Source organism: Actinomadura mexicana (genome assembly GCF_900188105.1).
Lineage (GTDB): Bacteria > Actinomycetota > Actinomycetes > Streptosporangiales > Streptosporangiaceae > Spirillospora > Spirillospora mexicana.
This window is the reverse complement of record NZ_FZNP01000001.1, coordinates 685,535-698,307: the sequence shown is the minus strand read 5'-3', so window position 1 is coordinate 698,307 and position 12,773 is coordinate 685,535. Positions and strand designations below refer to the sequence as shown.

At 69.7% G+C, this 12,773-nt stretch carries 11 protein-coding genes; all 11 read left to right on the top strand.

The window, feature by feature from the left end:
- The 11 genes from CHC11_RS02955 (at nucleotide 1) to CHC11_RS02905 (ending at nucleotide 12,540) form a co-directional block, all read left to right on the top strand.
- The gene (locus tag CHC11_RS02955) at nucleotides 1–1,239 is read left to right on the top strand and encodes an MCE family protein (RefSeq protein ID WP_089309976.1); all 1,239 of its coding nucleotides are present in this window, start codon (nucleotides 1–3) and stop codon (nucleotides 1,237–1,239) included.
- Nucleotides 1,239–2,516, top strand: coding sequence for an MCE family protein (locus CHC11_RS02950; RefSeq protein WP_089309975.1), 1,278 nt, complete (start codon nucleotides 1,239–1,241; stop codon nucleotides 2,514–2,516). Before CHC11_RS02955 ends, CHC11_RS02950 begins: the two co-directional genes overlap by 1 nt.
- 1 nt (nucleotide 2,517) lies before the next feature.
- The gene (locus CHC11_RS02945) at nucleotides 2,518–3,768 is read left to right on the top strand and encodes an MCE family protein (RefSeq protein WP_089309974.1); all 1,251 of its coding nucleotides are present in this window, start codon (nucleotides 2,518–2,520) and stop codon (nucleotides 3,766–3,768) included.
- A complete protein-coding gene (locus CHC11_RS02940) occupies nucleotides 3,765–4,322 on the top strand; it encodes a hypothetical protein (protein ID WP_089309973.1) in 558 nt (185 codons plus the stop codon). Before CHC11_RS02945 ends, CHC11_RS02940 begins: the two co-directional genes overlap by 4 nt.
- The gene (locus CHC11_RS02935; protein ID WP_089309972.1) at nucleotides 4,319–4,912 is read left to right on the top strand and encodes a hypothetical protein; all 594 of its coding nucleotides are present in this window, start codon (nucleotides 4,319–4,321) and stop codon (nucleotides 4,910–4,912) included. The genes CHC11_RS02940 and CHC11_RS02935 overlap by 4 nt, the downstream gene beginning before the upstream one ends.
- 18 nt (nucleotides 4,913–4,930) lie before the next feature.
- Complete coding sequence (locus tag CHC11_RS41950; RefSeq protein ID WP_218825909.1) at nucleotides 4,931–5,692, top strand: hypothetical protein; 762 nt, start codon at nucleotides 4,931–4,933, stop codon at nucleotides 5,690–5,692.
- 17 nt (nucleotides 5,693–5,709) lie between these two features.
- A complete protein-coding gene (locus CHC11_RS02925; protein ID WP_089309971.1) occupies nucleotides 5,710–6,261 on the top strand; it encodes a hypothetical protein in 552 nt (183 codons plus the stop codon).
- A 377-nt stretch (nucleotides 6,262–6,638) separates the two neighbouring features.
- A complete protein-coding gene (locus CHC11_RS02920; RefSeq protein WP_143226894.1) occupies nucleotides 6,639–7,322 on the top strand; it encodes a hypothetical protein in 684 nt (227 codons plus the stop codon).
- Between the two features lie 79 nt (nucleotides 7,323–7,401).
- Entirely contained in the window at nucleotides 7,402–9,534 is a 2,133-nt protein-coding gene (locus CHC11_RS02915) for a DUF6801 domain-containing protein (RefSeq protein ID WP_089309969.1), read from the top strand.
- A gap of 456 nt (nucleotides 9,535–9,990) precedes the next feature.
- A complete protein-coding gene (locus CHC11_RS02910; RefSeq protein WP_245918676.1) occupies nucleotides 9,991–10,791 on the top strand; it encodes a hypothetical protein in 801 nt (266 codons plus the stop codon).
- Between the two features lie 549 nt (nucleotides 10,792–11,340).
- Nucleotides 11,341–12,540 carry a PucR-like N-terminal domain-containing protein gene (locus tag CHC11_RS02905; RefSeq protein ID WP_089309968.1) on the top strand — a complete coding sequence of 400 codons (1,200 nt, stop codon included), beginning with the start codon at nucleotides 11,341–11,343 and terminating at the stop codon, nucleotides 12,538–12,540.
- The last annotated feature ends 233 nt before the right edge of the window (nucleotides 12,541–12,773 follow it).

Below are 12,773 nucleotides of genomic sequence, written 5' to 3'. Positions count from 1 at the left end.
ATGGCGTCCCCCTCGACGCGCCCGGTGAAGCTGCCGAAGCTCGGCTCGCCGATCCGCGACCACCGGACGCGGGTGGTGCAGGCGCTCATCGCGGTCTTCGTCCTGCTGGTCGCGATCGCGCTGGTCCCCTTCGTGAGCGGCGGGCCGACGCACCGCATCACCGCGTACTTCGCCACCGCGATCGGCGTCTACCCCGGCTCCGACATCCGCGTCCTCGGCGTGAAGGTCGGCTCGATCGACTCCGTCGAACCGCTCGGCGACAAGGTCAAGGTCGAGATGCGGGTGAACGACGACGTCGACGTCCCCGCCGGCGCCCGCGCCATCGTCATCGCGCCGAACCTGGTGTCGGACCGGTACGTCCAGCTCGACCCCGCCTACAACGGCGGCCCGAAGATGGCCGACGGCGCGTCGATCGATGTGAGCAACACCGCGACCCCGCTGGAACTCGACCAGCTCTACGCCGCGGTCCGGAAGATCTCGGGCGACCTCGGGCCGCGGGGGCTGAACGCGCAGGGCGCCCTGTCGGACGTCATCCGGGTCGGCGCCGCCAACCTCGGCGGCAACGGACGGGCGCTCAACACCATGATCTCCGACCTCGGCAAGGCGTCGCAGACGCTCGCCGACAACAGCGGCGACCTGTACGCGACCGTCGCCAGCCTCAACAAGTTCAGCGAGATGCTCCGCGCCAACGACGGGCAGATCCGCCTCGCCGAGAACCAGCTCGCCGAGGTGAGCGGGTTCCTCGCCGCCGACCGCGACGAGCTCGGCGCGGCCCTGCGCAACCTCGCGCGGGCGCTCGCCGAGGTGAAGGGGTTCATCCAGGACAACCGCGCGGCGCTGAAACGCAACGTCGGCAAGCTCACGGACGTCACCCAGGTCCTGGTCGACCAGCGGGCGTCCCTCGCCGAGCTCATCGACACCGCGCCGCTGGTGACGCAGAACGCCCTGAGCGCCTACGACCCGAAGACCCGGACGCTGATGGCGCGCGGCAACCTCCTGGAGATCACCAAGGCGTTCGGCAGCCTGGACCAGCCGGGCGTCGACCCGATCGCCGCCGACCAGCGGCCGGTGTGCGCCGCGGCGGCGTCCGCCACGCAGACGCTCCGCGAGCAGTGCGACCGGCTGAAGAGGGGCGGGCTGGTCGCGGTGGCGCCGAGCCAGGAGACCGGCCTGCCGGCGCTGCCGCTGCCGCCCGCGGGCAAGATCTACGCCGGCAGCGGCGGGAAGGCGGACCGCTGATGCGCACGCCCAAGCTCGTCGCGGCCCTCGCCGCCGGTGTCGTCCTGACGGCGGGCTGCTCGGTGCGGCTGGAGGACGTCCCGCTGCCCGGCGGCGCCGATCTCGGCGACCACCCGTACACCGTGAAGGTGCAGTTCGAGGACGTGCTGAACCTGGTCCCGCAGGCCGCCGTCCGTGTCAACGACGTCCCGGTCGGGCGGGTGAAGAAGGTGTCGCTGCCGGTGGGGGCGTGGCAGGCGGAGGTGACGCTCGTCGTGAACGGCGACGTGCACCTGCCCGCGAACGCGACCGCCAACCTGGAGCAGTCGAGCCTGCTGGGGGAGAAGTACGTCAAGCTCGCCGCGCCGACGACGGCGCCGTCCCCGCAGCGGCTCGCCGACGGCGCCGTGATCCCGGCGTCCCGGACGACGCGCAACGCCGACACCGAGGAGGTGTTCGGCGCGCTGTCGCTGCTGCTGTCGGGCGGCGGGCTCCCGCAGATCCGGACGATCAACCGGGAACTGAACCAGGCGCTCAACGGGCGCGAGGACAAGGTCCGGTCCGCGCTGCGGAACCTCAACACCTTCACCAGCACGCTCAACCGGAACCGGCAGTCGATCGTGAACGCGCTCGACGGGCTGAACCGGCTGTCGTCCACGGTCAGAGCCCGCAACGGGCAGGTCGGGACCGTCCTGGACGACCTGTCGCCCGGCCTGAAGGTGCTGGAAGAGCAGCGCGGCCGGCTCGTCGAGATGCTGCGCCGGCTGGAGAGCCTCTCGGACGTCGCCGTCAAGACGATCAACGCCAGCAGGGACGACACGGCCGCGAACCTGCGCTCTCTGGCGGTCGTCCTGCGCAAGCTCGCCGACTCCGGCCGCGACCTGCCGAAGTCCCTGGAGATCCTGCTGACCTACCCGTTCACCGACGAGGCGCTCAAGGCGATCAAGGGCGACTACCTCAACGGCTACGTCACCGTCATCGCCGCCGAGGGCTTCGACTGCGTCGTCCCGCCGGTGAAGGAGGAGGGCCCGTTCGACGACATCGAGGACGAGGGGCAGAAGCCGGAGGCACGCGCCCTCGCCGCGAATCCCTCGGTCGTCGGCCCGCAGCCGCAGCCCTGCCCGGACACCGCGACCGGCCTCGGCTCCGCGGCCGGGGCGCCCGGCGCGGGAACCCCCACCACGAACACTCCCACCACGGGGACGCCGCGACCGGTGGCACCGAGCCGGGCGCCCCGGAAGCAAGGCCCCGGCAGCGGGCCCGCCCTTCCGCTGCCGACGCTCGGGGAGGGGAACTGACATGCTGACCCTGGTCACCCGCATCAAGATCGCAGTCTTCGCCGTCATCGCGATCGTCGTCGTCGCCTACATCGGCGTCAACTACGCCGACGTGGGCCGCTACGTCGGGCTGCGCGGGTACTACTCCGTCCGGCTCGACCTGGCCAGCACCGGTGGCCTCTTCGAGGGGTCCGCGGTGTCCTACCGGGGCGTCACCGTCGGCAAGGTCGGCAAGCTCGACCTGACGCGGGACGGCGTCATCGCCGAACTCCGGATCGACGACTCGGCGCCGGACATCCCGCGCGACCTCCAGGCGATCGTCGCGAACCGCTCCGCCGTCGGCGAGCAGTACGTCGACCTGCGGCCCCGCGCCGACGCCGGGCCCTACCTGGCGCAGGGCACCACGATCCCGCGCAGCGTCACCACCACCCCGGCTCCGGTCGACGAGACGCTCAAGAGCGTCAACGACCTCACCGCCTCGCTGCCGCTGAACGACACCAAGATCCTCATCGATGAGCTGGGGCTGGCGTTCGCCGGGCAGGGCCCGCACCTCCAGCAGCTCCTCGACACGAGCTCCCGGTTCATCTCGGCGTCCGACGCGGCGTTCCCCGAATCGCGCGCTCTGATCCACAACGGGGAGGCGGTGCTGCGGACGCAGAACGAGATGTCGGGGGCGTTCAAGTCGTTCGCGACCAACTCCAGCCTGCTCGCGCGGCAGCTCCGCGACTCCGACGCCGATCTCCGCGAGCTGATCACGGCCGGGCCCGGCGCGGCGGCCGAGCTGTCCGGCCTGCTCCACGACCTGGACCCGAGCCTCGGCGTGCTGCTGGCGAACCTCCTCACGACCGCCCGCGTGGCCGGGCCGCGCCAGGCCGCCATCGAGGAGATGCTGGCCAATCTCCCGCGGGTCGCGGCGATCGGCCCCAGCATCGTGTCCGACGGCAAGCTTCGCATGGGCCTGGTCACCACGTTCTTCAACCCGCAGCCCTGCACGCGCGGCTACGGCAAGACCAAGTACCGCGACGGCCTCACCCTGTCGCCCGCCCCGTTCAACACCGACGCGCACTGCGCGGAGAGCCCGAGCAGCGGCATCAACGTGCGCGGCACCGCCAACGCGCCGCGCAAGGGCGTCCCGGCGCCGGCCAAGCCGGGCGCGCTGAGCGGTCCGGAGGCGACCGGCCTGCTCGCCTCGCTGGGCTTGGCCGGGCTGACGCGGCAGCAGGCGCCGCCCGGCGACCTCGCCGCCCTGCTCGGGCTCGGGGGTACGCGGTGACCGTCGTGGCGGCCGTGCTGCGCAAGCCGACCTGGATGATCCGCTGGATCCGTCCGGCCGGCCACGCCCTCACGGCCGCCGCCGCCGTCCTCCTGCTGCTGTCGCTCTGGTCCCTGTTGCAGTCCGGACGGGGCGCGGACCACGACCTCGCCACCGCGCGGGACGACGTGAGCCGGACCGCCGTTCGCGACCTGGTGCTGATCAACAGCATCGACCCCAAGGTGGCGGAGCTGGACATGACGCACTGGCTGGACGTCGCCACCGGCCCGTTCGCCGACGCGCTGAAACGCGACATGCCGGGCGCACACGCGAGGTTCGCCGGGCAGCGGGCCCCCTCGCACGGACGGGTCACCGCGCTCGCCGTCACCGCACTCGACCGGTCGGCGGGCGAGGCGACCGTCCTCGCCTCCGTCCGGATCTTCACCGAGCCCGCCGGTGACGCCGCCCAGGGCACCGAGCAGCGCAAACGCTACGAGGTCGGGATGCAGAGGGTCGGTGGCGTGTGGAAGATCAGCTCGCTGAAAGCGCTGGCGCCCGGGGGGAGCGGCCCGTGAGCATCACCGAGGAGCGCCCCGCGCGCCGCGACCCCGCCCCGCGGAAGAAGAAGGCGACCGCCCGGCGCACGCTCGCCTCCGGACTGAGGCGGGCGGCCGGGCTGGGGTGGCCGGCGGCCCTCGCGCTGGTGCTGTGCCTGTCCGCCCTCGCCGTCGACGGCTGGGCCGGCAGGCGAAACGAGCGGTCACCGGCCGCCAACCGCGCACTCGTCGACAAGGCCCGGACCGGTGCGGCCGTCGCCGACGTCTCGGCGAAGGTCGCGCGGATCTTCACCTTCACCTACACCGACCCGGCGGCGACCGAACGCGCCGCGAACGACGTCCTCACCGGCCGGGCCGTCGGCGACTACCGCAGACTGTTCGGCCTCGTGAAGCAGAACGCGCCGGTCATGAAGCTCGCCCTCACCACGAAGGTCGCGAAGGCCGGGCTGATCAGACTCTCCCGTGACGGGACGGCGGTCCTGCTGGTCCTGCTCGACCAGCAGGCCACCCGCGGCGGCAGGGCGACCGGTCCGCCGGTCGCGGCCCAGCTCATCGTCACGGCCCGCGACGACCACGGCTGGCGCATCAGCGACCTCCGGGCCGCCTGAAAAGAAGGGGTGACTCAGGTGACCAAGACCAGGGCCAAGACCGCCGACCCGGCGGCCGACGAGCGCGAGGCGCGGGCGGACGAGCCCGAGACCCCGGCCCGCGAACCGGTCGAACCGGAACCGTCCGCGAACCACGCGGCCGAGACTCCGGAGCCCGCGGGAGAGGAGGCCGCCGAGGACCCGGAGCCGTCGCCGTCCGAGAAGGAGACCGGTGAGGCGCCGGCCGCGGGGCCGCCGGCGAAGGACGCGGCCGACCGGCCCCGGCGCCGCCTCTCCAAGGATCCGCTGATCCAGGTCGCGTCGCTCGTGACGCTGATCGCGGCCGGTGCCGCCGCGTGGTTCGGCTGGTCGTACCACGCCGCGTCCGGCGACGACGCGATCGGCTACGCCGCCGAACGCGACCGGGTGCTCGCCGTCGCGGGTCAGGAGATCGTCAACCTCAACACCCTCGACTACCGCCAGGTCGACGCGGGCCTCAAGGTATGGCAGGACTCGGCGACCGCGCAGCTCTACGACCAGATCGTCCAGGGTCGGGCCCGGCTGAAGACCGAGGTGCAGAAGGCGAAGACGACCAGCACCGCGAAGATCCTCGAATCCGGGCTGACCGAACTCGACTCCCGCGCGGGCAAGGCGGCCGTCATCGCCGCCGTCCGCATCACCATCACCGGTGCCGACGGCAAGCCGGTCGACAACACCCGCCGGTTCGCCGGCCAGCTCACCCGGACCTCGGACGGCTGGAAACTGTCGGCGCTCGGACAGGCCCCGACCGGAACGCCCTGAGGGGGCAGGAAAGCGAAATGGTAGCGATCTCCTCAGCCGGCCGGGTCGTCCCCGGCACCGCGCGCACCCGCCTGGTCGTCCTTCTCGGTGCGCTGACAATAGCCCTGGGTGGAGTGGCCGCCTGGTCGAACGCCCAGGAGCGCGACCTGACGGGAGCGGCCTCCGCGCAGAACGGCGCCCTCAGTGACAATGGCCGCACCGCCGAGGTGAAAGGCCAGGTTGCCACAGTCGTGAACACGGTCTTCTCCTACAACTACGCCGATGTGGCCAAAACGGAGAAAGCGGCGCAGGAACTGCTCACCGGAAAGGCCGTCCAGCAGTACAACCAGCTTTTCGCACTGGTGCGCGAGCAGGCGCCGCAGCAGAAGCAGGTACTCACCACGGCGGTCACCGACTCGGCGGTGAAGTCCCTGACCGCTGACCGCGCCCGCCTCCTCGTCTTCGCCGACCAGCGCAACACCCGTACCGACACGAACAAGACGAGCTACTCCGCGGCCGTCTTCGCCGTGGACGCCCTGTACGCCGACGGCAAATGGAGGATCTCCGCCATCGACACCCTCGGTGCCTGATCGCGGACGGGGCGGGGCCGGCTGGCGGGCGTCACTCCCCAGGCGGACGGCCGGGAACCTGTGCGAACACTTCGAGCATCCTGGATTCGACTGTAAGCGGGTGACACTTAAATAGTGATCGAATGCTAAGTGAATGACAATCCGCAGGGTCTTTATGGGGAGCCGAGGGAATGTCATAGCGGCTCTTGAGAAGTACGCTACTGGCAGGTATATTCTGGTAAAAGTACGGCAGGACTGGGTGGTCTTGCGTTGAGGCTGAAGAAGTTCGGCTTCTGGGGTTCTGCTCCCGTCAACCCAGAGGAGTTCGTTCTGTAGAACGCGGTCAGTGTCCCTACGAGTAGAAGAAGACACCACCCCCTGAAGGGAACAGAACTGACATGCGAAAGATCGCACAAAAGGCCGTGACCGCCACCGCGGTCGTGGCGAGTGCCATCGCCCTCACCGCGGCCCCCGCCCCGGCCGCCCTGCTCACCAGCGTCACCATCAACCCCACCGGTACCAACATCGCCCTCAGCGCGGTCAACAGCGGGAACATCGTCGGGGCCAACGACCGTACCGGAGTGGCCCTGATCTGCACGGGCCTGACGGCCACGGGCGTCCTGCCGAGTGGCGGCGGCCCGCTCTCGCCCATCCACATCGCCAAGGTGACCGGCGTGACCTTCTCCGGTTGCACGGTCCTCGGCAACCCCGCCACCGTGACGGCCACCGCGTCCGCCGCCAACCCGTGGTGGCTCGACGTCACCGGGAACACCGCGGCCGGGGTGACCCCCGGCAAGCTGACCGGAGTCGACGTTCACATCGTGGTCCCCGCCCTCAACTGCACGGGAGACGCCAACGGCGCCGGCTCCGCCGTCGGTGTCGTCCCGGGCACTCACACCGACCGCGTCTCCGCCGGCGCCCCCAGCAAGCTCAAGCTGCCGCCGCCGCCCAACCAGGGCGACAACATCGAGATGGCCAACGTCTCCGCGACATGCCCCGCGTCCATCGCAAAGAACAACGACCCCGTCACCCTCGCCGGCACGCTCAACATCACGCCCGGTCTGACGGTCCTGGCCACCTGAGACAAGGACACGGCCGCGACCGAAGCCGCACCCGGGCGCTCGTCGCCCGGGTGCGGTTCCCATAGATCAAGGATCTGAGATGCACCAGATGTTCAGAGGCGTCGCACGGATCGCGGCGCTCACGGCCCTTGCCGTGAGCGGTGGCGTGTTGGTGGCCGTCCCGCCGGCGATCGCGGACATCGGTGCGGACATGGGGCTCGTGTGCTCTGGTCAGGCCGGAACATACGACGTGGCCCTGCGGATCGACACGACCGTCCCCTCGTCCGGGACCGTCGGCCAGCCCGTCCAGATGGGCACCATCAAGATCGACGTCGGTCTCCCCCCTGAGCTGGTGAAGGCGATCGGGGCGAGTTCTCCGGCCGGGGCGTCGACACCGCCGGTGACGGGCGTCGCCCCGTCGCCTGCTCCTTCCCCCGCGCTCGGTGGGGTCGCGGAGATCGAGGTCGCCGTCCGGCAGCCCGGCGACGACCGGCGCGGCGGGTGGCCGGCCTTCGCGCTGGCGGCCGCACCGCCACGTGGTGACGGGGCCGTGCACCTGACCGGTAGCGGGGTGGCGCCGCCGGTGATCCCCGGATCGCCGGGCGGGCTCTCCTGGTCCGCCGGGAAAATGGACCTGTCGCTGGTGCCCGGTGACATGACGCCGGAGAAGGACGCGGCGGAACTGGCGCTGCATTGCGCAGCGGAGAAGGAGAGGGTGCTCGGAACCGTACGGGTCGGGCCCAGGAGCGGGGCCGCGACTCCCGGTGCGCCGAGCGTGCCGACCGGTCAGGCCGCCGCTGCCCCGGAAGGGCTCTGTGAAAAGATCCCCGGCGCGGGTACCGATCCGCGGTACGCCATCAACGGCGATTCCAAGCTGATGGAGATCTATGAGTCCCCGTCGACTCCGGACGGGTTGATGGAGATCCCCGCGCCCGGGACACTGTACTGCGTCAAAGCCACCGGGTTCGTCAACATAAAGAAGACCGGGAACGCCATCCCGGTCGCCCTTGAGAACACGGTGCGGGCGCCGACTCTCCAGCAGAGTGGGAATGTTTTCTTCGGGCCGAACTACTACGAAGTTCGCGGATACTTCGTTAACCAGACTTATCCGACTCCCGCGACCGTCCTCGGGTTCGGGTTCATGCCGACGCGCGCGGTGGCGAAAACTGTCCCGACCCGTGCGCCTGGAGCTGGGGAGAAAGATCCGATCACAGGCAATCTACGGGCCATCCAGATGCTCGACCCGTACTCTGCCCTGGAGAATGCGCCCGAGAGACAAGAGCTCCGTGCCAGTGCTTACGTCCGGGTGAAGGCGGGTTCGGCCGAGGTGAACGGGGTGCCCATCGCCCTGGGTGATAAATGCATGACAAGTCCGACGCTGTTCTCCGCGCAGGGATTTCTGGGGACCCGGAGAAGTGGGCCGACCCAGTACCTCGACGGGCAGACCATCATCGCCGAGGACCTCGAGGTTCCCGCCTTCTCCGGGTGCGGCGTGGGAGAGGACATCAGTCCGATCCTCACCGCCACCGTGTCCGGCTCGGGCAACTACGCGAATGCCGCCTCAGGGCGGTGGTGCGATGTCGAAGCCGGCAGTACCAGTAATTGTGTCAATGGTGCGGGTCCACTTCCAGCTTCCTTCACCGTCAAGCCGGGCGGAGACGTCACGGCGGTCGCGAAGCCGTTCACCCTCGCACAGGGCGGTTCCCAGTTCAGGTGCGATTCGGCGACCATGCGGCTCCATCTGGACCGTGGGCACTGGCAGTCGCGCTCCAGGCTGGGCAAGGGCGACATGTCGCTCGAGGGGTGCGAGGTCGTGGCACTGGACGGCTCCGTGTACCAGGTGATCGGCAAGGTCGCCCAAGAAGGCTCGTTGTGGCTCAACGTGCTCTTCGAGGAAACAGGGGATGGAAAGCGTGTGATGAGGCTGAACGGGGTCACGCTCAACGCGGTGGTGGATGTCGACGGCACTCGGTGCAATCTGCGGATCGCCAACACGATGGAGTCGCTCTTCGGTTCTCCGATGGAGGGTCCCGGGGAGATCGTCGGAACCTATGACAATGCGACCAAGATCTTCTCCATAAAAGATCACTTTGTGGCCGGGGACGCCTCGGTGCTGAAGGTGTCGCCGGACTCGACGTGCTATATCCCGGGGTTCACGGAGTACAGCCTCAATTTCGACTCGGGGACGGGTGATTTCGTGCTCCCGCCGACGCTGCAGATAACATCGCCCTGACCGGCCAAGCGCGTCGCTGTGAGGTGCATGTCCCGGCCCAGCCCGAATCCGCTCCGGGGGTTCTCAGGACCGGCCGTATCCGCCCGCACCACCCCGGGTGCTGATTCGGCCCGGTCGGCTCGCCGCAGGCCAGTTCAGGCCTGCGGCGAGCTGCGTTAGTCCGCCCATGTTCCCCGCCATGCCCCATCAAAGGCCGAGGCCCCCATGGGACGCGGTCGGTGACAATATAGGCCGCCCTCTGAACGCTCAATCTGGCATGCGATACCAAAGCCGGAAAGATCTTCATATTTGTGCGTTGGGGTGTATTGATCGGTCATTGTTTCAGTATTAATCTCCGGTTAGGAATCGAGGATTTCTCTCGATGGGATCCGCTTCACGGTTCCGCGTCGTCTGGATCACGCTGTGGCCGTCCGGCGCTCTTTGTCCATTTCTCCCGGTACCAGAAAGGACGGACTGGTGAAGTTCACTCGTTTCCGGACACGCAGTTCCCGGCTCGCGCTTCCCGCCGTGGCCGGCGCGGCGGTGCTCGCCTTCGGCATGGCCTCCCCCGCTGCGGCGGCCAACCCGGACCCGATTCCGGGCAGCTTCGACTTCTCCGACTGCCCGCCCCTGCCCGAGGGGGCCAGTCCGTTCTACTCGCGGTGCCAGGTGGCCGTCGTCACCAGCGGCACCTTCAAGGTCGGCAACTTCGACCAGCAGATCAAGGAGCCGCTCAGGCTCACCTACGCGAGCACCCTCGACCTCGAGACCTTCGAGACCAAGATCATCTTCGGTGGCCTCAAGGCCCCGAAGATGCTCGTCCAGCCCGGTCTCTTCGGCGACCCGTTCCTGAGTGCCGTGTACGCGCGGGTCGAGTACGCCGGCTCCTTCGAGATCCCGACGACCAGCAACCTCGACATCAACATGGCGGTGAAGGTCCGGCTCATCAACCCGCTCCTGGGGGGCAACTGCACGGTCGGCACGAACGCCAACCCGATCAAGCTGCACCTCACCACGGGCACCACCAACCCGCCCGCCCCCAACACCCCCATCACCGGGGAGGCCCCCACGATCGCGCGGCCGGACCCGGCGGGCGATGTGCTGCAGGCCAAGCAGGTCGACAACGCGTTCTCGGTCCCCGGCGCCAAGGGCTGTCTTTACGGCGCCGGCGTCGGCGACTGGCTCGTCAACCAGATCGGCGGATTCCCGTCGGCGGCCGGCAAGAACTCCATGGTGTCGAACGAGTACATCGTCTCGAAGCAGTACAGCCAGCTCTGACCGCGAGCCCGCCCGACCGGAGCGGTCCGTGCCCGCGGCGACCCCGCGGGCACGGACCGCTCCGGCCGGCTCCCGGCACCCGATGGCGGTCGAAAGAGCGGTGGGGAGATGCCTTCCATGCGGCGCAGTGCCCCATTCCCTTCTGAAGACGAGGGAAGCCGCAGTGGCGGTCATGACCGCCCCCCGCTCGCGACCGCGGTGCCCCTGCCGTGCCCGGGCGTGCAACCCACCGGATCCCAGACACGAAGCGGTCATCAGAAGTGTTCGCGTGACCACGGTGAGTGAAATCATTGAGGAAATCGGGTCCGTGGTTCCGGCTGAGGTGCGGGTGTGATCAGCGGTCCTGGGAGAGTGGCCGGGCGGCAACGGACGGGCGCGGTTCTTCTCCGGATTGTCTCCGAGTGATCAGTTAATCCGGCCGATTTTGTCGCCCGTTGAGTACCTCGGCCATTCGGTAGCGGAGACATCGTCCATGTAAATGTGCGGCGGGTATGGTGTCGGCTACTTTTTGTCGAGGCATTTTCCTGAACGGTGCGAGGGGAGGAGCGAATGACGAGGGCCCTCGTTGGGGGAGGGGGGCGTCCCGGAGCCCTCCCGCCACAGGTCATCGCCATTCTGAGTGCTGAGCTGCCCTCGCTGGCCGGGGAGATCCTCGAGGAGGTCCAGCGGTCGGTGCCCGAGTACGCGCGGCAGGAGGGGATGCCGGAACCGGCCGCGTACCGGATCACCGTCGAGCAGGCCATGGCGGCCTTCGTCGACCAGGTCTCCGGCGGCGTCGACGGCTACGAGCGGCGCGACGAGCTGTGCCGGGAACTCGGTCGCAGCGAGGCCTACCGGGGGCGCACGCTGGACGCGCTGCAGGCGGCTTACAGGGTCGGTGTGCAGGTCGCGTGGCAGCGGGTGGCGGCAGTGGCGCGGACGCGGCGGCTGCCCGCGGAGGTGACGACGCGGCTGGCCGAGGCGCTGTTCGCCTACATCGACGAGCTGGCCTCCCTGTCGGTCGAGGGCTATTTGGAGGTCCGGTCGTCCGCCGACGAGCTGCCCGGCGACCACCGGCGGCTGCTGCGCATGATGCTCGGGCCCGGCGCGGCGAGCGGCGCGCTCGCCGAGGCCGCCGAGGCCGCCGGCTGGGCGGTGCCCCACACGGTGACGATGGTCGCGATGCCGGCGGGCGCGCGGTGCGTCCGGGAGGCGATGGACCGCGACGTCCTCGTCAACCTCGCGGACACCGAACCCCATCTGCTCATCCCCGGCGGATACGGCGCGGAGCGCGCGGCGATGCTGAGCCGCGCCCTGCCCGAGCGCCGCTCCGCGGTGGGGCTGACCGTCCCGCTGGGCGAGGCGGCCGACTCGCTGCGCTGGGCGCGGCGGGCGCTGGCTCTGGTGGAGGCGGGCTGGCTGGAGGACGGCGGCCCCACACTGTGCGAGCGGCACCTGCTGGAGCTGTGGCTGCTCTCGGACGGACCGCTGCTCGACCAGCTCGCCCGCCGGGAACTGGGCGCGTTGGCGGGAATGCCGCGCTCCCGGCGTAAGCGCGTGACCGAAACCCTGTGCGCGTGGCTGGACGCGCAAGGAAACGCGGTCGAGGCGGCGCAGAGGCTCCGGCTTCACCCGCAGACCGTCCGGTACCGGATGCGGCAGATCAGCGCGCAATTCGACCGGCAGCTCGCCGACCCGGGGGCGCGTTTCGTGCTGGACGCGGTGCTGCGCGCGTACCGGTTGCGGGAGCGCGGCCCCGCACTGAAATGAGACCGCCCCTATTGGGGCGCTGAATGTGACTACAGGGCCACAGCCTGCTGAATTTACCTTCCCTTTACTTTGCTTGATATCATTTGATCTAAGTTCAACGTGTTTCAGCTCACAGAGTCCGGAGGGTGCGCAGGGTCCCCGCTCGGCGTGCCCTCGGTGTTGACGCCATATGGCCGATCATCCGGACGACCGGGTGCCCCGCCCGGAATCCCCTCGTTCGCGATGGCGGTGTC

Coding starts and splice junctions, on each gene's coding strand:
- CHC11_RS02955 (WP_089309976.1), top strand. CDS start 1: ATGGCGTCCCCCTCGACGCGCCCGGTGAAGCTGCCGAAGCTCGGCTCG.
- CHC11_RS02950 (WP_089309975.1), top strand. CDS start 1,239: ATGCGCACGCCCAAGCTCGTCGCGGCCCTCGCCGCCGGTGTCGTCCTG.
- CHC11_RS02945 (WP_089309974.1), top strand. CDS start 2,518: ATGCTGACCCTGGTCACCCGCATCAAGATCGCAGTCTTCGCCGTCATC.
- CHC11_RS02925 (WP_089309971.1), top strand. CDS start 5,710: ATGGTAGCGATCTCCTCAGCCGGCCGGGTCGTCCCCGGCACCGCGCGC.
- CHC11_RS02920 (WP_143226894.1), top strand. CDS start 6,639: ATGCGAAAGATCGCACAAAAGGCCGTGACCGCCACCGCGGTCGTGGCG.
- CHC11_RS02915 (WP_089309969.1), top strand. CDS start 7,402: ATGCACCAGATGTTCAGAGGCGTCGCACGGATCGCGGCGCTCACGGCC.
- CHC11_RS02905 (WP_089309968.1), top strand. CDS start 11,341: ATGACGAGGGCCCTCGTTGGGGGAGGGGGGCGTCCCGGAGCCCTCCCG.